Origin of the sequence: Paenibacillus sp. NFR01, assembly GCF_900111565.1 — a bacterium.
Classification (GTDB): Bacteria; Bacillota; Bacilli; order Paenibacillales; family Paenibacillaceae; genus Paenibacillus_AQ.
Window position 1 is genome coordinate 1,128,716 of the sequence record NZ_FOIK01000001.1, and the last position, 18,386, is coordinate 1,147,101.

At 54.0% G+C, this 18,386-nt stretch carries 14 protein-coding genes; 2 read left to right on the forward strand and 12 right to left on the reverse strand.

Going from position 1 to position 18,386, the window contains the following annotated elements:
- Positions 1-15: 15 nt before the first annotated feature.
- The 4 genes from BMW84_RS05115 to BMW84_RS05130 form a co-directional block, all read right to left on the reverse strand.
- Positions 16-3,459, reverse strand: coding sequence for a galactose-binding domain-containing protein (locus tag BMW84_RS05115; protein WP_091065168.1), 3,444 nt, complete (start codon positions 3,457-3,459; stop codon positions 16-18).
- Positions 3,460-3,767: 308 nt separating this feature from the next.
- Entirely contained in the window at positions 3,768-4,409 is a 642-nt protein-coding gene (locus tag BMW84_RS05120) for an ABC-2 transporter permease (protein WP_091065170.1), read from the reverse strand.
- A complete protein-coding gene (locus tag BMW84_RS05125) occupies positions 4,402-5,271 on the reverse strand; it encodes an ABC transporter ATP-binding protein (RefSeq protein WP_091065172.1) in 870 nt (289 codons plus the stop codon). Before BMW84_RS05125 ends, BMW84_RS05120 begins: the two co-directional genes overlap by 8 nt.
- A gap of 1 nt (position 5,272) precedes the next feature.
- Positions 5,273-5,650 (reverse strand): GntR family transcriptional regulator, encoded by a 378-nt coding sequence (locus BMW84_RS05130; RefSeq protein WP_091065174.1) that lies wholly within the window; start codon positions 5,648-5,650, stop codon positions 5,273-5,275.
- 159 nt (positions 5,651-5,809) lie between these two features.
- On the opposite strand from BMW84_RS05130, the gene BMW84_RS24680 reads away from it, so the two are divergent.
- Both BMW84_RS24680 and BMW84_RS05135 read left to right on the forward strand, forming a co-directional pair.
- The gene (locus tag BMW84_RS24680) at positions 5,810-5,980 is read left to right on the forward strand and encodes a hypothetical protein (protein ID WP_175498681.1); all 171 of its coding nucleotides are present in this window, start codon (positions 5,810-5,812) and stop codon (positions 5,978-5,980) included.
- Between the two features lie 182 nt (positions 5,981-6,162).
- Positions 6,163-6,561 carry a DUF4190 domain-containing protein gene (locus BMW84_RS05135; RefSeq protein ID WP_091065175.1) on the forward strand — a complete coding sequence of 133 codons (399 nt, stop codon included), beginning with the start codon at positions 6,163-6,165 and terminating at the stop codon, positions 6,559-6,561.
- Between the two features lie 79 nt (positions 6,562-6,640).
- Here BMW84_RS05135 and BMW84_RS05140 read toward each other — a convergent pair whose 3' ends face one another.
- From BMW84_RS05140 to BMW84_RS05175, 8 genes are all read right to left on the reverse strand, one after another.
- Positions 6,641-7,852, reverse strand: coding sequence for a response regulator (locus tag BMW84_RS05140; RefSeq protein WP_091065177.1), 1,212 nt, complete (start codon positions 7,850-7,852; stop codon positions 6,641-6,643).
- 1 nt (position 7,853) lies between these two features.
- Positions 7,854-9,626: a cache domain-containing sensor histidine kinase gene (locus BMW84_RS05145; RefSeq protein ID WP_091065178.1), complete on the reverse strand. Its 1,773-nt coding sequence runs from the start codon at positions 9,624-9,626 to the stop codon at positions 7,854-7,856.
- An 81-nt stretch (positions 9,627-9,707) separates the two neighbouring features.
- Positions 9,708-10,532, reverse strand: coding sequence for a carbohydrate ABC transporter permease (locus BMW84_RS05150; protein ID WP_091065180.1), 825 nt, complete (start codon positions 10,530-10,532; stop codon positions 9,708-9,710).
- Positions 10,533-10,549: 17 nt separating this feature from the next.
- Positions 10,550-11,440 carry a carbohydrate ABC transporter permease gene (locus tag BMW84_RS05155; protein ID WP_091065182.1) on the reverse strand — a complete coding sequence of 297 codons (891 nt, stop codon included), beginning with the start codon at positions 11,438-11,440 and terminating at the stop codon, positions 10,550-10,552.
- 110 nt (positions 11,441-11,550) lie between these two features.
- Entirely contained in the window at positions 11,551-12,933 is a 1,383-nt protein-coding gene (locus BMW84_RS05160) for an extracellular solute-binding protein (protein WP_091065183.1), read from the reverse strand.
- Between the two features lie 323 nt (positions 12,934-13,256).
- A complete protein-coding gene (locus BMW84_RS05165; RefSeq protein WP_091065185.1) occupies positions 13,257-15,461 on the reverse strand; it encodes a DEAD/DEAH box helicase in 2,205 nt (734 codons plus the stop codon).
- Complete coding sequence (locus BMW84_RS05170) at positions 15,458-16,777, reverse strand: ATP-binding protein (protein ID WP_091065186.1); 1,320 nt, start codon at positions 16,775-16,777, stop codon at positions 15,458-15,460. Before BMW84_RS05170 ends, BMW84_RS05165 begins: the two co-directional genes overlap by 4 nt.
- Complete coding sequence (locus tag BMW84_RS05175) at positions 16,774-18,366, reverse strand: TerB N-terminal domain-containing protein (protein WP_091065188.1); 1,593 nt, start codon at positions 18,364-18,366, stop codon at positions 16,774-16,776. The genes BMW84_RS05170 and BMW84_RS05175 overlap by 4 nt, the downstream gene beginning before the upstream one ends.
- Positions 18,367-18,386: the final 20 nt, after the last annotated feature.

Here is an 18,386-nt window from a genome sequence, read left to right on the forward strand (position 1 = left end):
TATATCATTTGTTGATCAATTGTTGATCGTCACCGTGAATCCTTGCTGGATGTAGTTGATACTCGGATTGGCAATATTGCTGGTTGTCAGATGATTGAATGTGGCCGAACCGTTGCCTGTATACGTGTAAATTGCCGAACCTTTATGCTGGCCGGAGAACCGTGAGGTCACGACGCCGTCGAGCCCCGTACCGTTGATATTGATGTTGTTGAACACGATGTTCTCGAAGCCGCCGCTGTATCCGAACTGGATGGCGTCGCGCTGCGTGTTCAGGATGTCGATGTTCGTAAAGGTGACGTTGCGGATCGCATCATTCGACGCCTCGAGATCAATGGCTCCGCGTTCGCCGCCATATAGGTCTTTGCTCGTTCCGCTGTTGATGATCGTCGTATCCGAGAATACGATGCCGGTGTTGTTCTGGAAGTGGTATCCCGGGAACACCGTATTCATGCGGATGCCGGAGCCACCAACCGTGTCGATGATCAGGTTGTGATCGGCTTTGTGGCCGCTGCCGCCAAAGAAGGCAATCGCTGCCGCACGCCAGTTGTTCTCAATGGTATTGTAGGAGAACGTGTTGTTGACGCCGGCCGGAGCGCCGTTGGTGTTGCTGGTCCAAACCGCCAGGCCATCGTCGCCGTTGTTGCGGATGCTGCTGTTGCGAACCGTCGAATTGCTGGTGCCTTGGGAGAAATTGATGCCATCGGCCAGATTATTGCGGATCCTGCTGTTCTCGACGACGAGGCCGTTGGCATAAATTGCCGGGGTATGCGCGTAATCCCCTACCCACATGCCGCATTCGAAATGCTCGACCCATACGTCGTGAATGATCGAATTACTGCCGAAATTGTCCATGAAGCCTTTGTAAATCGCGTTTTGGCCGTAACGCGAACGCAGGTTGGAGTTCATGTACACATTGCTGAAATCAAGCTTGCCGGAAATCCGCAGCGAAATCCCGCCTCCGGCGGCGTTGGCGTTCGTGAATTGCAGATTCGTATGCCAGTAACCGGCGCCCGTAACGGTGAGGTTGTTGATCATGCTGCTGGCCGAGCCGATCTCCCACATATTGCCGAGGTTGAACGTACCCGCCGGAATATACAACGTTTTGCCGGCGGCAACGGCTGCGGTAACTGCGGATTTGAACGCGGCCAAGTCGTCGCCGTTGTCATTGGCAATGGCGCCATAATCCGCAACGGATACTGCATTGGCCGGTTTCGCGACTGCTGCCGGTACCGGTTCAATCTCGATGAAGTCCACGCCGTATTCCAGCGCGTCACCGTTGTTCTTTTGGATTTTGATCGTATCGCCCGGTTGAAGCGCCGTATCCAGCTTGAAGTGCACTTCGTCGAAGCGGAATAGCGGTCGTCCGGCACTCGGCGTATCGCCCGGCATATCGCCGGAGAAGTACTGCCAGCTGTAATAGGAGGTCAGCGAAACCGTTTTGACCTTCGTTCCGTTGACATAGACATCAAGCGCACCGGTGCGGCCCATGCCGTCCGAGGAATCCGGCAGCGTGAAGCGCATCGTCACGCCCGCTCCGCCCTGTCCTGCCCGCACGTTCCATTGCAGGAACGAGCCGTTCGATGGAAGCGCGATATAGCTTTGGCCGGAGGCTTCCGAGGCGATCTGATCCTGGTCGAAGGTCGGTGCCGATTTCAGCGCGGCTCCCCCTCCGATCGTCGCATCCTGGGTATCGTACCGGCTGTACGGTACGCTGGCCCCGCGCTGCGCATAGACGACGAGATTGGCCGTGGAAGTATTGTTGGTTTGCTTGGCGGCGACTTCGTTGCCGTCCGCAGCAACGGTAGTCGTTACCGTATAAGTGCCATTGACCGCGCTCCATGTTCCGGTAATCGGAAGGCTGACGGAAGCGCCGGCAGCCAAGGCTCCATTATACGAACCGCTGAAGGTTTGCAGCGTTGTACCGGAAGCATTTTTAAGGACAAGCGTAATTGCATGCGCGCCGCTGGCGGAAGCAATCGTTCCCTGATTGCTCAGATTGACGGTGAAGGCCACCGCGTTGCCGGCAACAGGTGTCGATGGCGACCAGGTGGTAGCAGCCACAAGGTCCGAGCTGGACACCGGCGTTACCGCCAGTGAAGCGGAGCTTGTAAAGCTGTTGTTGCCGTCATTTTGTTCAATAACGGCATTGCTTTCGTCGACCTTGGCTGCAGCGGTATACGTTCCGGCTGTTTTAGCCCCAACGTTGTAGCTTACTGTCGTAGACGCGCCAGCGGCCAGCGTTCCGACTGCGGCGGAACCGGCCAGCTCGTTGTTCAGATAAAAGTTGACGGTGGTTGCGGCGGCGCTGGCGTTACCGCTATTCGTCACGGTAGCGTTCAGCGTGATCGGATTCGTCTCCACCGGAGAAGCCGGCGTCCAGTTCAACCCGGTGATCGTCAGATCGGGATTCGGTGCCGGAGTACCATACACCTGGAATTCGGCTACTTGCCCTGCAGGCGCGCCGGTATTGGAGATAAAATTCAGCTGCAGCCGTTTCACGGTGGCCGTCACCGGTATCGTTACGGTATTGCCGGAGGCCGGGTTGAAGGTATAGGCTGTAGCAGATACCAGATTGCTGAAGGATGTGGTGTTCTGATCATGGCCGAGCACCTGGATGGTTTGCGTGCGGATTCCCCACTCCGTCGCCGGATTAAGCTTCAGCACGATGGAGGTAATATTGTAGTTGGCGCCGAGATCGAGCGTTAGCGTACTCGGGTTCCCGCTTCCTTCCCAATAGGTACCGGTATTATTGTCATTGGCATTGGATGCCACAAACGACTGTGTATAGGAAGACGCAGTGAGCGTCTTGCCCGGTGCGATGTTGCTGCCCGGCGAAGGCGTTGGTGTTGCCGTAGGCGTCACGGTCGGCGTAGGCGTTGCCGTAGCTGTAGGCGTTGGCGTGGCTGTAGGCGTGACAGTAGGCGTAGGTGTCGGCGTCGTACCGCCGGCGCCATAGATCTCCAGCTCCGACAATTGGCCGGCTGGCCATCCCGTATTCGCCGTGAAGCTCAAACGCACATACCGCGTACTGGCAGCGGCGAAATTGATTGTCACGGAGTTTCCGGACACCGCCGGATTAAACACATAACCAGCGGAATTGACAAGGGTCGAAAAATTGGACCCGTTCGCGCTGCCTTGAACCGTCAGCGTTTGTGTACGCGTCTCCCAGCCGGCAGGCAGCTTCAGCACGATCTGGTCGATGCTGGTGCTACTACCAAGATCGATTTGAATCCAACCTGGAAAAGCGTTATTAACGCTCTCCCAATAAGTTGCTTGATTGCCGTCATTCACGTTGCCTGGGCCGTAGGTCTGGGATTGACCGCTGGCGGTAACGGTTTTGCCGAGCGCCAAATTGCTTCCGCCCGCAGCTTGTACCGGCGACGGATTGCCGGCCCCGAACACCAAAGTAGAAATAAGCATCGCTGCAATCAGCGACCAGATAAAAAACCTGTTGCGCATGATTAACCTCCTCGGATAAATTGCGAGTCAAGTAGAACCACTGCGGATTCATTGTTGATAGCGGTTACATTTTTACGCATGAAGCGTTGATGATCTGGTTAAGCACCGGTATTCGGAACATGATCACCTACTTTCGCATGAAATGGGAGATGCTGGATGGCACAAACTGATTATAGCAGTTGCTCCGGCAAGCATAAGAAGCGTTTCTACGCAGAAGATGGCTGTTGCTATGATGTTTCAGGCATCTGCCCTAATAGAAAAAAACTGCCTGATAACCGCATAACGGCAGCAGACAGTTTCTTTTTTCATCAAATATCTTTGGAGGTATATACATGCAGCGAGATCAGATAGGAGGCATAAACGACAACGGCACAGCCGAGAACCGTAAGGACCAGTTGAATACCGGCGCCGGACGCCCCTGTTGTCATCCAAGTATCCAGAGCAGGAAACCAGTTCCTGAGATTGGCAAAGGCGGAAGCGCTGAACATGATCGACATGATAAATACGAGGTTCACCACCTGTGCTCCCTTTTGCCCCAGCCAGTAATGAAGCGGCAAATAAATTGCGGCCAAAACCGCGAATACTACGGCAAATACCACGGTCTCCCGCCAAGTCAATAACGACCACTCTTTACCTATGGCCCCGGCGACGAAGGTCAACGCCAGCGTGCATATGATGCTGAACACGGCGTATGGTATCAGTGCCAAATATTTGGCCCGGACCACAAGGCAGCGGCTTACCGGCAAGCTGGCCACAAACCGCAGATTGTGATGCTGCACATCCAGAGAGCATGAATTCACGAGCAGCAGCATTGCCGGAAACAGTGCGAACATCGTCAGGCCAGTCGCATCCGTAAACAACCCCATGATGACGTAATAGGGAATGAAGATCAGCAGCATTTTCTGGATCAGCACGAAATCCTTACGGATCAGAAGATAAGCGCTAGACATGGGAAGCACTTCCCTTCACGGAAAAATACATAATCTCTTCGAGCGAAGGATTTTCGCAAATGCCATGATCCTGAAAATAACGTTCCGACTCCGCCTTCCGCTCCGCCAGGCCTTCAAACCCATGGGCATTCTCGCGCAAGCCCACGAACATCCGGCGCACATCGTTGTCCAGCAGCTCTTTTCCGCCCTTAACGAGCATATAGCGCTCCGCCAGCGCATCCTTCGTTTCATGGAACACGACCCGACCTTCGTTCACAAAAACAATGTAATCCGCAATCCGGTCCAAATCGGTCGTGTTATGCGTCGAGAATAGGATCGATTTCCGTTCATCCTGGAGCTGCTCGCGGAGCAAATCAAGCAGTTCTCTGCGAAAAACCGGGTCGAGTCCCGAGGTCGGCTCATCCATGATCAGCAGCTCCGCGTTATGGGAGAGCGCGACCGCCAGCGAAAACTTAATCTTCATCCCTTTGGACAAATCCTTGATCTTCTTGCCGGGCGGCAGCTTGAATTGCTCCTCGTACATCTGGTATGTATCTTCGTTCCAGGAACTGTAGAACGGGGCGATAATCTTCTTCATCTGCTTGACCGAAAGCTGCTGGTAGTAATAGCTTTCATCCGAGACATAACCGATCCGGCCTTTGTGCTCGGCGTGATCCACATCGGTCTTTTGACCAAACAGCTTCACCTCGCCTTGATCCGGGCGGACCATTCCCATCATCATCCGGATCAAGGTGGTTTTGCCGGCTCCGTTAGGCCCGATCAATCCGGTGATGTATCCGGTATGTATGCTCAGGTTCACATCCTGCATCTGAAAACGTTCGTAACTTTTGTTCAAGTCGTTCAGTTCGATACAATAGTTCATATTATGCATCCTCCTCGCATAAAAGCTTCAGCATGTCCGCCAGCTCCGCGTATTCCATGCCCAGCTGCCTGCTCTCCTCGATGATTTCCTTCAGCCGGCCCTCCAGAAGCCGCAGCCGCTGTTCCCGGATGTACTCCGTATCCGCTCCGGAGACAAATGAGCCCTTGCCCACGACCGAATTGATCAACCCTTCCCGTTCCAGCTCCTCATATGCCCGTTTGGTCGTGATCACGCTGATCTGCAGCTCTTTGGCAAGCTGACGGATCGAGGGCAGCGGCATCCCGGATGAGAGTTCGCCCTGCAGAATCATTTGGCGGAACTGAACGACAATCTGGGCATAGATCGGCTCACCCGATGTGCTTGATATAATTATATTCATGGCAAACCCCATATCTCTGTGATTAATGTAATTAGTGTACATATTTAATATATACACTATTCTGAACAGTGTCAATGCCGCGATGCGAGAAATGGGCTTGGCCCCGGATAAAACCGCCCGTTCTTTTCCATATTAAAAATGCTGAACGGAGGTGAGCCAATGCCTAAAAACAATTCCGACGCTAAATTAAGCCGTGCCAACAATCATGCGGACAATAAAGACAACCGGTACGATGCCGCGCATCTGACCGACGAACCGGAGCCGCTGAAGAACAGCAAGCTGGCAGACTATGTGCCAAGCCTGAATAACGTACCCAAAAACGAAACGTAAGCATGAAAAAACACCTGACAATCGCCTTCATGGGCAGTTGTCGGGTGTTTTTTTTACCTATGGTTGACTATCCTCCAAAAAAATGAACGCCGGACCTTAGAAATCAGATATAATGGGAGGAGTGTATACATAGACGAATCATAGACAATTGAACATTCATAACTTTTAAAAGGAGCCATCCGATGACTTACCAATCTTATGACCAGCAGCAATATTTCAGCCCCCCTCCGCCTCCGCCGCCCCCGGCTAAAACCAACGGGAAATCCATCGGCGCACTGGTGCTCGGCATTCTGTCCCTGATGATTCCGTTTGTCGGATTCCTGCTTGGAATCATTGCCATTATTCTGGCTTCCATCTCTTTCAAGGAAATCCGCATACGCTATGAGCAGGGCAAAGGCATGGCCATCGCCGGTCTGGTTACCGGCATTCTCGGCACGCTGTTTGGGCTCTTCCTAATCGCCGTAATCGTCATCTCTTTGATCGTTGCAGGGTCGGAGACGTATAACAATTTGAATGATTATTACAACAATAATTACAACAATATCAACTTCAATTCATTTAATAGCCTTAATGATATTTAAGCGATTTATGCATACAGCAAAAAAAGCCGATGCCCGGAATTTTTCCCGGCACCGGCTTTTTTCATGTTTGGCCAGCCCATCAGCTTTGCGGCGGACTCGCTTTGGTCATTTGAATATTCATATCCTCTTGCTGACGGTATTCCGTTGGCGTCAATCCGAATTTCTTGCGGAACATTTGGGTAAAATGCCGCATGTCCTGATAGCCCACCCGCTCGGCAATCTCGGCCAGCTTCAGCTTCGGATTGAGCAGCAGCAGTTTGGCCTGCTCCAGGCGGAGCGAGGTAACATACTCCTTGTAGCCCAGACCCGTCTTCTGTTTGAACAGCTGGCTGAAGTACGCCGGGTTCAGGAAGACCACCGAAGCCATCTTCTCTAGCGACAAATCCTCGCCGAAATGCTCCTTGATATAATGCAGCGCCACATCGATTGCCTTCTCCCCGCTGCCCTTCAGCGGCTCCAGCTCGAAAGCCTGCGAAGCAGAGGCCTCGCGCATCCGTTTGACGGTCTGCGGAACGGTATTGATGTCGCTGCTGAGTCCGGAGTACAGGATCTGGAACGGTATCTTCAGATAATGCGTCAGATGCGAACGCACCTCTTCCTGGAACTGCTCCACCCGCGCATCCTCGTGCAGCGTAACCAGGCCGATCAGGCTTTGCCGGTCATGGCTGACCACGAAACCGTGTCCATGCAATTCAATGAGTTCGGTGAGGACATTCTCCACGATAAAATGCTCCAGCCGCACGCTGCGTTCCGAATCGTCCAGCAGAATCATCACCAGGTAGAAATCCCGATAATCCTCCACGAAGGAACGGATATCCAGGTTACCGATATCGAGGCCCGACGCCAGCCGCTGAAACACGCCCTCGCGCAGAAAACGCAAGCTGGCCCGCAGCCGTTCGCCCTGTTTCGTAATATCGCTGTCCCGCTGAATTTCGGCGGCCAGATTGTTGATCAGTTCCTCAAGCTTAGGCTTGCCGATCGGCTTAAGCAAATAATCCCGCGCGCCGAGCCGGACCGCCTCCTGGGCATAGGCAAACTCGCTGTGCGCCGAGATCACCACCCATTTCACATAGGGATATCTGCGTTTGGATATCTTCATGAATTCAAGCCCGCTCATTCCCGGCATTAATATGTCGGTCAATACGATATGAATCCGGTTTTCTTCCATAAATTTGACCGCTTCTTCCGCCCGTTCCGCAACAAACACCTGATAATCGGGAAAAATATGGCGGATGGTGCGTTTGATGCCTTCACGGATCACCCGTTCGTCATCGGCGATGAGAATGTTCACGCTACTGATCTCCTTCCGATTGGATCGGGAGCACGATGGCCACCCGTGTACCTTCCCCGGGCGAGCTCGCAATTTCAAGCCCATAGCGCTCCCCGAACATATGCTGGAGGCGCCGGTGCAGGTTCAGCAGCCCGATGCCGCCTTTACCGGTTTCCTTGAGGTTTTCTTTTGCGGCCCCGTCGATTAACGATTGCTGCAGACGCTGCAGCTGCAGCTCATCCATTCCGTGGCCGTTGTCTTCCACGATGATTTTAAGCACCTGGCCCTCCGCTTCGGTGTACACCTTCAGCACGCCTTGGCGGCCCAGGGATTCCAGACCGTGTTTGACTGCATTTTCAATGACCGGCTGCACGGTCATCTTCGGCACGCGGATATTCATCCAGCGCTCCTCAATCTCCTTGACGATGACCAGCCGGCCTTCCAGCCGGATCGAGATAATCTTCAAATAATGTCCGATCTGTTCCAGCTCTTCGCGGAGCGTGACTTCCATGCCGTCATCCCATTGGCTGCTGTAGCGGAACATCGAGGACAACGACAACACCAGCTCGCCGAGCTGCTCGTTGCCTTCCTCGTCCAGCATCCAGTAGATCATATCCAGCGTGTTATACAGGAAATGCGGGTTTACCTGGGACTGCAGCGCGTGCAGCTCGGCGTTTTTCTCGCTGACCGAAGATAGCTTGACCCGCTCGATCAGCTCCTCGATTCGACGGACCATCCGGTTAAAGGACGCGACGAGAATGTTGATCTCCTGGTATGAAGCGACGCTCAGCATACCCCGGAAATTACCGATTTCGACCTGCTTCATCTCCCGCACCAGCTTCTTGATCGGCGACGAAATCGTCTGCGACACGATGGAAGCGATTAACGTGGAGACCAGAATGAGAATGGAAATGACGATCAAGAGATACCGCTTCATCTGCATGGATTCCACATTCAGGTCTTTGTTCGGCGTAATGCTCATAATCCACCAGTTAACGAAAGAAAGCTTCGACGCCACGATCAGCCGGTCCTTCTCCTGATCTACGACAACATCAGCCGTATTTTGCAGCTCCGGGAATTTCTCGTCGTCCAGTGTCGTATCGATGGTCGATGACACAAAACGGCCGTCCTGGGACATGAGGTATACCTGACTGTTATCGCTGAGCTTCAGGTTGTCCAGCGCGTCCAAAACCGGTTGCGGATCCATTTCATACAGTACGATCCCGATCGGCTTATGCTCGTTGAGATCGTAAATTTGCCGTCCGAAGGCAAAGACGGGCTTCTCCTCCACCTGATCGATCAGCGAATGCTGATACACGCCCAGCCAAACCATTTTTCCGGAAGAAGATTGCAGTTCGCCGTACCAATCCTTGCTGCGGTAATCCGGATCCACTACATTGAGATAATTGCCGTAATTGTAAATCTTCCCTTTGTCCGTGATGACATGGATGCCGATAAGATCATCCCGGGAATAAAAAATGGAACCGATGATATTCGTAATAGCGCGTTCATTGATGTACTCCACTGCCGGTTCATCCGTTGTTTCGTTGAGCAGGCGAATCATCTCGAAGTTGTTGCTGAGCGACTTGGACATCGAGTCGTAACCCTTATAAAGCAAGTTAAACAGCCCAGCGGTCTGCGAGACGTTTTTCTGCGACAAATCGCCGATCTTTTTATGCATTTGATCCGAAGTCCGGTTATAGTACAGCAGGCTGACAATAAGCAGAATTCCGGACATGCAAAAAAGGAACAGCAGAAACAACCGGTGATGGATGGAGTGAAAGCCGCTACGCATATGACTTCCTCCCTCGTGCACCTGATTCCTGCCGCTCCTATTATAGCGCCTAAGCAAAATTTTTAGCAATGCTTCAGTTTATTAACCTTTGACCGCCCCTGCAACCATCCCTTTAGTGATTTGGTTGGAGAGGAAGAAGTACATCAGAATGACCGGCAGCGCGCCCATGACGAGGAATGCGCCGATGTCACCGTAGTTAACCGAATACTGGCTGACGAAGGTGTATACCCCGAACGGCAGGGTCTTCAGCTTCTCGGTAGAGATGAACGTAGCCGCCAGGATGTATTCGTTCCAGATATTGATAAAAGTCAGAATACACACGGTCATGACCGGCGGAACCGAGATCGGAAGAATAATGCTGCGGAAGATGCGGTATACGGTCGCTCCGTCGATAAAGGCCGATTCTTCGATTTCATGCGGAATGCCCTTCATGAAGCCGCTGAGGATAAAGACCGCGATCGGCGTCTGGAACGCGACATACGGCAGAATCAGCGACCAATGCGTGTTAAGGATATGCGCATGCTTGAAGATGATCATCAGCGGCAGCAGCGTTGCCTGCATCGGAATCATCATCCCCATCAGGAACACGGTCAAAACCGCATTGCCGTATTTCCATTGGAAACGGGAGATCGCATAAGCCACCATCGCAGCGAGCACGATGACGCAAACCATGGTAACGCCGGTAACGAACACGCTGTTCGTCAAATACTTAAGATAGTTGCCGGCCTCATAAGCTTCCTTGTAGTTATGCCATTGAAAAACTTTCGGTAACGAGAAGAAGCTTCCGTCCAAAATTTCTTCATTGGTCTTTAGGGAATACAGGAACAGCCATAACAGCGGGTATAATTGCGTAACGACAGGAATTGCGAAAAGAAGATACACGATTCCTTTTTTTACTTTTTGCATGATCGCGCACTCCTCTCCTAGCCGAATTTTTTCTCGAGTTTATTGAAGATTCCGTTAATAACACCTGTAAATGCGAGACAGACAACGACCAGGAAAGTGGCAATCGCACTGCCGTAACCATACTTGAAGGACATAAACGAACTGTTATACATATGTGTCGAAATAACGTCGGTAGCATGTGCCGGGCCGCCTGCGGTCATAACCATGACGAGGTCAAACGCCTGCAGGGAACCGATAAACGCAAGAACAATCGATATTTTAAAGATCGGAACGATCAGCGGCAGCGTAATGTAACGGTCTGCCTTGAAGCCGTCCGCTCCGTCGATTTTGGCCGCTTCATAAAGCTCGTCCGGAATATTTTGCACACCGGTGAACTGGATCAGCAGATGGTAACCAAAGTACTGCCAGAGCGATACGATGTAGATTGCGAACATGGCGATGTTCGGCTCCGTCAGCCAGTTATGCGTCCAGCTTTCCAATCCCAGCGAAGTCAAAATCCCGTTGATCATCCCCCCCATGGAGGTAGGGTTGTAAATCGTTTTCCACAATTGACCGAGGATAACGACGGACAGGATAACCGGTGTAAAATAGATCGACACCAGCGTATTGCCTTTTTTCACAAAACGGTTAAGCAGAATCGCCATTCCCAAACAGAATGGAATCTCAATCATCGAAGCTACTGCATACAGCAGCGTTCTGCGGACCGACGGCCAAAAGACCGGGTCATTCGTAAACATTTCCTTAAAATTGCCGAAACCGACGAAATGCATTGCCGTAAGTCCATCCCACTTGAATAACCCTGTATAAATCGATACCAGTATGGGTACAAACACAAGGCACACGTACAGCAGCAGACATGGCAATACGAAGACGGCTATTGTGCGTGCTGGCACCTTCAGTACTTTCATCTTTCCCGCCCCCTAAACAAAACTGATTCTTTCTCGTTCCACTCATATAGTTCGATGCGAAGCAGCACACCAGCGCTGCTTCGCATCGATTAGGTTGCCCTTTTTATATCTTATTCTTTGTTGGCTTCAAAAGCGGCTTGATGTTCTTTTGCTACTTTGGCAGAGTCAACTTTTTGTACGAACAGGTTTTGGATGCTGCTCAAGTGAACTTGTGCAGTCGCTGGGTTCATCGTGTTATCGAATGCCAGGTCGCCGCCTTTAACTTGGTTAAAGAGGTCGGAAATTTCGATCGCCAGGTCGGAGTAGCCGGCAGCTTTCAGGTCGCCGTCCACTTTTTGGCCGATACCAACAGCGTTTTTGTTTTCGAACTGTTGCTTAGGATAGTTCGATGCAAAGTAGTTGAGGAAATCTTTGGTTTCTTGCAGGTGTTCACTGTTAGCGGATACTGCAAATGCGCTACCAGGAGCCAGCATGAATTGGTTTGGATCGCCTTTGCCGTTAACAGTAGGGAATTGGAATGCTCCAACCTTGCCTGCTACAGAAGAAGCGTCGATGGCGCCAGTTTCCCAGGAACCGATAACCCACATAGCCGCTTTGCCTGTTTTGAAGATGTTACCGCCGGCGTTAGCGTCGATCGATGTTGCACCGTCAGGGAAAGCTCCGGCTTGAACCAGTTGTTGGAACGCGTCAACCGCTTCGATGAAAGCAGGATCTTCGAATGTTTTCTTGCCGGCGAGCACGTCGCTCAGGAAGCCAGGGCCGTTATTGGTACGGAGCAGGATGTTCATGAACAGGAAGGAACCGGTCCAGGAATCCTTTTCACCGATAGCCAATGGCGTAATGCCTTTGTCTTTCAGGATTTTTACGTCCTGCAGCATTTCTTCGAAGGTTGTTGGTGTTTTAGCGATGCCTGCTTGTGCAAACAGGTCTTTATTGTAGTAGACGACTTCGATGTTGTTGCCGTCCGGTACCGCGTAAGTATTGCCGTCGAAGCTGTAGTAGTCGAGCAGGCCGGCTTGATATGTGTCTTTCAGGCCGTTTTGGTCGAGCATGTCGTTCAGCGGAGCCAGCAGGCCGGCATCGACGAACGGCTTCATTTGCGCTGCAGGGTTAACGATCGTGATGTCCGGTACTTCTTTGGAAGCCGCTTGCGTTTTCAGCTTCACTTTTTGTTGGTCGGTATTCAGCGAATCCAGTTCGATGTGAACGTTTGGATGTTCCTTTTCATACTGTTCAACGATCGTGTGCAACGTCTTGTAGGAAGGCGTCGATGGATCCGGTTGGATGTTTTGGAACGTGATGGTGACTTTTTTGCCGCTGTCCGCTGCAGGAGCTGCAGTTGCATCGGCGGAGTTGTTTGTAGTGTTGCCCCCGGAATTGGTGCTGGTATTGCTGCTGTTGTCGTTATTGTTGTTGCCGCAAGCTGCCAAGCTCATTGCCAGCGCTGCCGCCATTGCGATTGCAGCCGGCTTTTTCAAGTTGCTGTTTGCCATCTTTGTATTGCCCCCTTCTTCGTGATATGTTCATTATCATCGGTTTAAGCGCTTCCAACAAGGTGATAACTACAGAATAAAGGTTTGTTTTTTTTAGGTGATGCCAAAATTTTTACGAGTAAAAACAAACCTCCTCCCCTTTCCCGGGTCCATCATGTACTGTATGATTTGTCGGGATGTGGGAAAACATGCAGGATTTCCGCGCCGAACCGCAATTATTATGCAGTGTCTTTCAGTTGCTCGCAAATATTTTCAGCAAGTTGCAGTAATAAACGAAAAACTTCAATTTTTGCGGCATATGAAAAAAGCGGCCCGGACGTATATCACGTCCGCGGCCGCTGCCAATGCTTCAGAATCTCCCGTAAGCCGTCCACATCCAGGCCGTCCAGCGAAAACGCCTTACGCAGCAGGTCATGCGGGATAAACTCGTCGTATTTTCCTAAATAAGGCGCTTCATCCGCCTTGAGCAGCGCGATCGGGTCCTGGATGTCGAAGGTTTCCGCCATGATCTCCCGTTCCAGCGTTTCGGCATCCGCTCTTCCCGCCACTACCATATAATAAGGTTCCATCGGCACGATGGAGCGCAGCCCCATCCGGTCGCGCAGATTATTCTTCAGCATCCGCTCCAAAGTGCGGAACTGCCGGCTGCCGGCCCATGGGAGAATGAACATGGAATCCCCGCCCGCCGGCAGCACCGAACGCTCCAGGAGGCCGCTTTCCTTGGCCAGCCGCCGCGCCCGTTCCAGCCGTGCTGCGGCACTTGGCGCCAGGTACGGATACAGATCGGTCGCACCGAGCACGCTGCGGATTTTGTCCATGATGCGGGTATGCACATCCCCGCCCGCGCCAAGCCACAGCGTATCGACTTTCCCGCGCGAGCCTTTGACATAAACCGCCTTGTGACGGTTGTCGACCTCCTCCACCTTCCACAGCTTGCCGGCCAGCGTAAAGCAGTATCCTGGCGGCGGTACGGTCGTAATGGAGCCGATTTCTTCGGTGCCATTATAAACGACATGCTCTTCGTCGTCCTTGAACACCGCGTAAAATCGGAAGTTGTTGACGATTTTCTCGCCGCCGAGGCCGACGATTAATCCGCCTTCATCCATCTTTTCGATATGTCCCATGGCGTACATATACTCCATGAAAGCCTCGTAATCGCTGTCTTCAATCCCTTTGAAGGACGGCAGGCTTAATACGGCTTCCTTCAGGTCCTCCGGCTCCGCTTCGCCCATGCTTTTCAGGATGCTCATCGTCTGATGGTACAGCAGTCCGGTCGGCAGCTTGCGCACCTGCAGCGGCTCCACCCATTTCTCGCGGACGTACAGCTCGATCACCGCGATGGCCCGCAGCAGCGCCCACGGCATTCGTGCCGGAAGCTGCGCCTCTTCGTCTTCCTCCTCCGGGGTGACGAAGATCATCTCGGAAGCGGCGTCCTCGCGCCTTCCGGAGCGGCCGAGCCGCTGCACGAAGCTCGCGCAGCTGTACGGCGCGCCGAGCTGCACGACCCGCTCCAGCTCGCCGAGGTCGATGCCGAGCTCCAGCGTCAGCGTCGCTGCGGCTACGGCCGGTCCGGGGCCTTGCCGGAGCGCGGCCTCCGCTTCCTCGCGGAGCATCGCGGAAATGCTTCCATGGTGCACATGGAAGATATCCCGCTCTTCCCGCTTCGCGGCAATGCGCCGCATCTCCAGAATCGCCTCTTCGGCGTCGGTGCGGCTGTTCGTAAAGATCAGCGCCTTTTTCAGATGCGTATGATCGTAGACAAAACCGTAATACGCCTGCTTCGCCTGCTCCAGCTGCTCGGCCTGCACCTCGTCCCGCGCGTCGGGGAACGAGAAATGCTCGATGCTCAGCCGCAGCTTGCGCCCGCCCTGCGGCGCGGACACTTCGACGGCCTGGCGGGTGCCGGCGGCCAGCCAGCTCGTCACCGACGCGTAGTCGCTGAGCGTGGCGGACAGCCCGATGCGCCGCGGATAGCAGCCGGCCATACGCGAGATCCGCGCCAGCTGGCTGAGCACCTGAATGCCGCGGTCCGCGCCCATGAAGGCATGCACCTCGTCCACGATGATGTAGCGCAGATCGTGGAACAGGGCAGGAATCGCGTTCGGCCGGTTCATCAGCAGTCCCTCCAGCGATTCCGGGGTAATCTGCAGAACGCCCGAAGGGTTCTGCATCAGCTTCGTTTTATCGGCTTGGGGCACATCGCCATGCCAGTGCCAGACCGGGATATTGCCTTCGCGCAGCAAATCGTTCAAGCGTGCGAATTGATCGTTGATCAGTGCTTTGAGCGGCGCGAGATACAGGATGCCGACCGAGGTGGAGGGAGACTCATGCAGCGTTGTAAGCGCCGGAAAAAAGGCGGCTTCCGTCTTGCCCGAAGCCGTCCCCGAAGCGATAAGCAGATGATTCGGCGTATCGAAGAGCACCCGGCAGGCATCGACCTGCGCTTCGCGCAGCGTCTCCCAGCGGTTGCGGTAGATGAATTCCTTGATGAACGGCGCCAGCCGATGAAACGGATTGCCGCCGCTCATAGGTCGAACTCCGCAAGCAGGCCGTCGAGTTCATCCTCTGGCGGGACACCCGGCTTCGCCTTCAGTTCGCCGACCAGCTGCTCGAACGACAGCTCCGGATGCTCGCGCAGCGTATGCAGCAGATCCATGAAATCGCGCACTACTTCGCGCGGGGTAAGCAGCTCGTCGGCGCCGAGCCGGCCGACGGCTTCTTCCATAAAATGCACCAGCTGCGCTTGAGTCAGCGCAGCGCCATAGCCGAAATGCAGTGCATGAATATCCCGCAGCTTCTGCAGCAGCACAAGGATCTCTTCGTGCGACAGCATTTGCAGGGCGATAATCGGGCCGGTGAAATTGCCGAGGCCGGCTCCGCCGTAACGTCCGGCTACGAGCCGCGAGCGCAGCGCCTCATAGCTGAATAAGCCGCGCCGCTGGTCTTCGACAAACTGCGGCGTGCCGCCGATGTAGATGCCGAGCCGCTCCGCTTTGCCCTGCATCGTATCATTGAACATCGTCAGCAACTTTTCGTAATTGCTCTGCCGGGAGACGCTGTTCGTAATCTTGTAGAGATTGACGCCTTCGTCGATAAACAGCAAGAGGCCCTGATAGCCGATGTTCCCCGTAAACTCTGCCCACAGCTTCATATAATCGTACCAGTTGTCGTCATCGATAATGACCCCGACGTCCAGCGCCTTCCGCGCTTCCGTCCGGGTGGCGAACTCGCCGCGCAGCCAGCGCAGGGCGTCCTGCTTCAGCCCGTCGTCGGCAAGTCGCTGACCGTTCCAGTACGCGGCCAGCACCTTGGCGAAGTCGAAGCCGTGCACGAGGCCGTGCAGCTGCGAAGCGGCTTCGTAAATGCGCCGCTCGACTTCCTGGCTCAGCTCCGGCGAACCCGCCGCGGCGCCGCTGTCCCGCATCGCTTCCTGCTGAAGCGTAACGATCCACTTCTGCAGAACGATTTCCAGCGCGCCTCCGTCCGGGCGCGTTTTGGTCGACAAATGGCTGATCAGCTCGCGGTAGGTCGCCAGCCCCTGCCCTTTCGTTCCGACGAGGCGCCGCTCCGGCGACAAGTCGGCGTCGGCTACGGCAAACCCGCGGTCCATCGCATAGTTGCGGATGATTTGCAGCAGGAAGCTTTTGCCGCTGCCGAACCGTCCGGTAATCAATTTGAACGCGGCTCCGCCTTCGGCAATATTGTCAAGATCGCGCAGGATGGCCTCCACCTCGGGCAGCCGGCCGACCGCGATATGCTCCAGGCCGATCCGCGGTACAACGCCGGCAGTCAGGGAATTGACCAGCGCGGTCGTGACGCGTTTCGGTATTTTCACTTCATTCATGACGACTCACCTCTCAAATATTGCAGCAACGGTTCGTATTCTTCGGACAGCTCATCTCCGTCGATCAGCAGATCGCCGAGATGCTCCATCGCAATTTCATTAATATCATTAATTAATAGCTCCGCCATCGTTCCTGATTCTGCCGCGAAGGGTTGAAGCGCGCTGATCCCCCCTTCGGCAAGAAGCAGCAGCGCCTTTCGCTCAAGCGGCTGGAGCGCTACGTTAAACTCCATCCATTCCGGATTACCGCCGGAGTTAACGCCCGGTTCACCGCTCTTTACAGATTCATTAATATCATTAACAATATCTTTATCGATGTCTTCCGTCGGCATATCTGCCTCTAGCACGTCAGCTGCAGTTTGCTCTGATAGCCCCGCCATTCCGTCAGTCTCTTCGATTGGGTTTTGGCTGTCTTCGACGGTCAGCAGCCCGCGGACGATGTCCGAATCGTTCTCCAGGCGGGTCAGCTTCTCCGGATCAATGACGACCGCGGGCCCTTTCGCCTCCTGCTGTTCTCTGCGGAACTCGCGTTCGAGATACCGCGAGACGGCGTCCTCCATCTCCGCTTCGATCTTGATGCCTTTCAGCCGGCCGCGGTAACCCGTCAATTCGCGCAGTTTGTTCTCCGTCAGCCGGAACAGGCGCGTAAACAAGCTCCTCAGCGGTGCGGATTTGCTGATTCGCGCAACCGGGACAAGCACGGAGTAGCCGTACAGTGAAATATCGTATACCGCGCTGCGGAACAGATAACGTTCGCGGGGAACCGCCGGTCCCGGCGGAAACATCTCGATGAGACCCTGGCCGTGTTTTCGCGCAACATAGGCATTGATCAGCGCGATGACGCGAGGAATATAGCGCTCTGCCAGTATTTTTCCTTCACCGGCGTAGAATTTCGATTTGGTGATGTCATAGTCGGACATGATGGTCAGCGCATCGAACGTCAGCTCCTCCGGAGCAGTCGTCAGACAGCGCATCAGTTCCATCTCTGCCAGGTCGCCGGCAAGTCCACGGGTGCGTGCAACAATGCGGGAGAGCGAAATGTTCAGCTTGTGCACAAACGAGAAATCCGCAATCCACGCACTCATATATTGATCGAGCCGTTTATAGCTGTCCCTGTACGCTTCCCATAGTCCTTCCAGCTGCCGCAGACCTTCCTTCGGCTCATTCCAGCCGACGCCGTTGATCAGCTCGTACACATGCAGGAAAATATACGATAGATCCGTCTTCGGATAACGGCCCTCCCGCACTTCCCCGCGCCAGTAGAAATACCATCGGCTTTGGGCGCCTGTCATGTGGCCGTAGGTGGGCCAGTAGCTTTTAAATGGAACAAACAGTGCCGGTGCTTCCTTGTAATCCGCCATTTCTTTGGCCCGCTGGACGAACTCGCCTTCGGTCGTCTTTACCGGCTCCCGCCGTTCTTCTGCCCACAGCGCCAGCTGCTGCACCTCCGGTGTTCCGCTAGTCCGTTTGGCCGGGGCCGGCTTCGGTACCGCTGCTGCGCTTGATTCCCGCGGAGGAATGGGCATCTCCCGTTCGGTGCTCTCGAAGACCAGCTCTGAAAAATACGGGTCGTTCCGTTCATGGCTCATGTTTCTCAACCCCCGGTTTT

What these genes read in the sequence shown, in the direction of transcription:
- BMW84_RS05170 (WP_091065186.1), bottom strand. Translation starts at nt 16,777, where the DNA reads ATGAATGAAGTGAAAATACCGAAACGCGTCACGACCGCGCTGGTCAAT.
- BMW84_RS05135 (WP_091065175.1), top strand. Translation starts at nt 6,163, where the DNA reads ATGACTTACCAATCTTATGACCAGCAGCAATATTTCAGCCCCCCTCCG.
- BMW84_RS05120 (WP_091065170.1), bottom strand. Translation starts at nt 4,409, where the DNA reads ATGTCTAGCGCTTATCTTCTGATCCGTAAGGATTTCGTGCTGATCCAG.
- BMW84_RS05165 (WP_091065185.1), bottom strand. Translation starts at nt 15,461, where the DNA reads ATGAGCGGCGGCAATCCGTTTCATCGGCTGGCGCCGTTCATCAAGGAA.
- BMW84_RS05115 (WP_091065168.1), bottom strand. Translation starts at nt 3,459, where the DNA reads ATGCGCAACAGGTTTTTTATCTGGTCGCTGATTGCAGCGATGCTTATT.
- BMW84_RS05130 (WP_091065174.1), bottom strand. Translation starts at nt 5,650, where the DNA reads ATGAATATAATTATATCAAGCACATCGGGTGAGCCGATCTATGCCCAG.
- BMW84_RS05160 (WP_091065183.1), bottom strand. Translation starts at nt 12,933, where the DNA reads ATGGCAAACAGCAACTTGAAAAAGCCGGCTGCAATCGCAATGGCGGCA.
- BMW84_RS05155 (WP_091065182.1), bottom strand. Translation starts at nt 11,440, where the DNA reads ATGAAAGTACTGAAGGTGCCAGCACGCACAATAGCCGTCTTCGTATTG.
- BMW84_RS05125 (WP_091065172.1), bottom strand. Translation starts at nt 5,271, where the DNA reads ATGAACTATTGTATCGAACTGAACGACTTGAACAAAAGTTACGAACGT.
- BMW84_RS05175 (WP_091065188.1), bottom strand. Translation starts at nt 18,366, where the DNA reads ATGAGCCATGAACGGAACGACCCGTATTTTTCAGAGCTGGTCTTCGAG.
- BMW84_RS05150 (WP_091065180.1), bottom strand. Translation starts at nt 10,532, where the DNA reads ATGCAAAAAGTAAAAAAAGGAATCGTGTATCTTCTTTTCGCAATTCCT.
- BMW84_RS05145 (WP_091065178.1), bottom strand. Translation starts at nt 9,626, where the DNA reads ATGCGTAGCGGCTTTCACTCCATCCATCACCGGTTGTTTCTGCTGTTC.
- BMW84_RS24680 (WP_175498681.1), top strand. Translation starts at nt 5,810, where the DNA reads ATGCCTAAAAACAATTCCGACGCTAAATTAAGCCGTGCCAACAATCAT.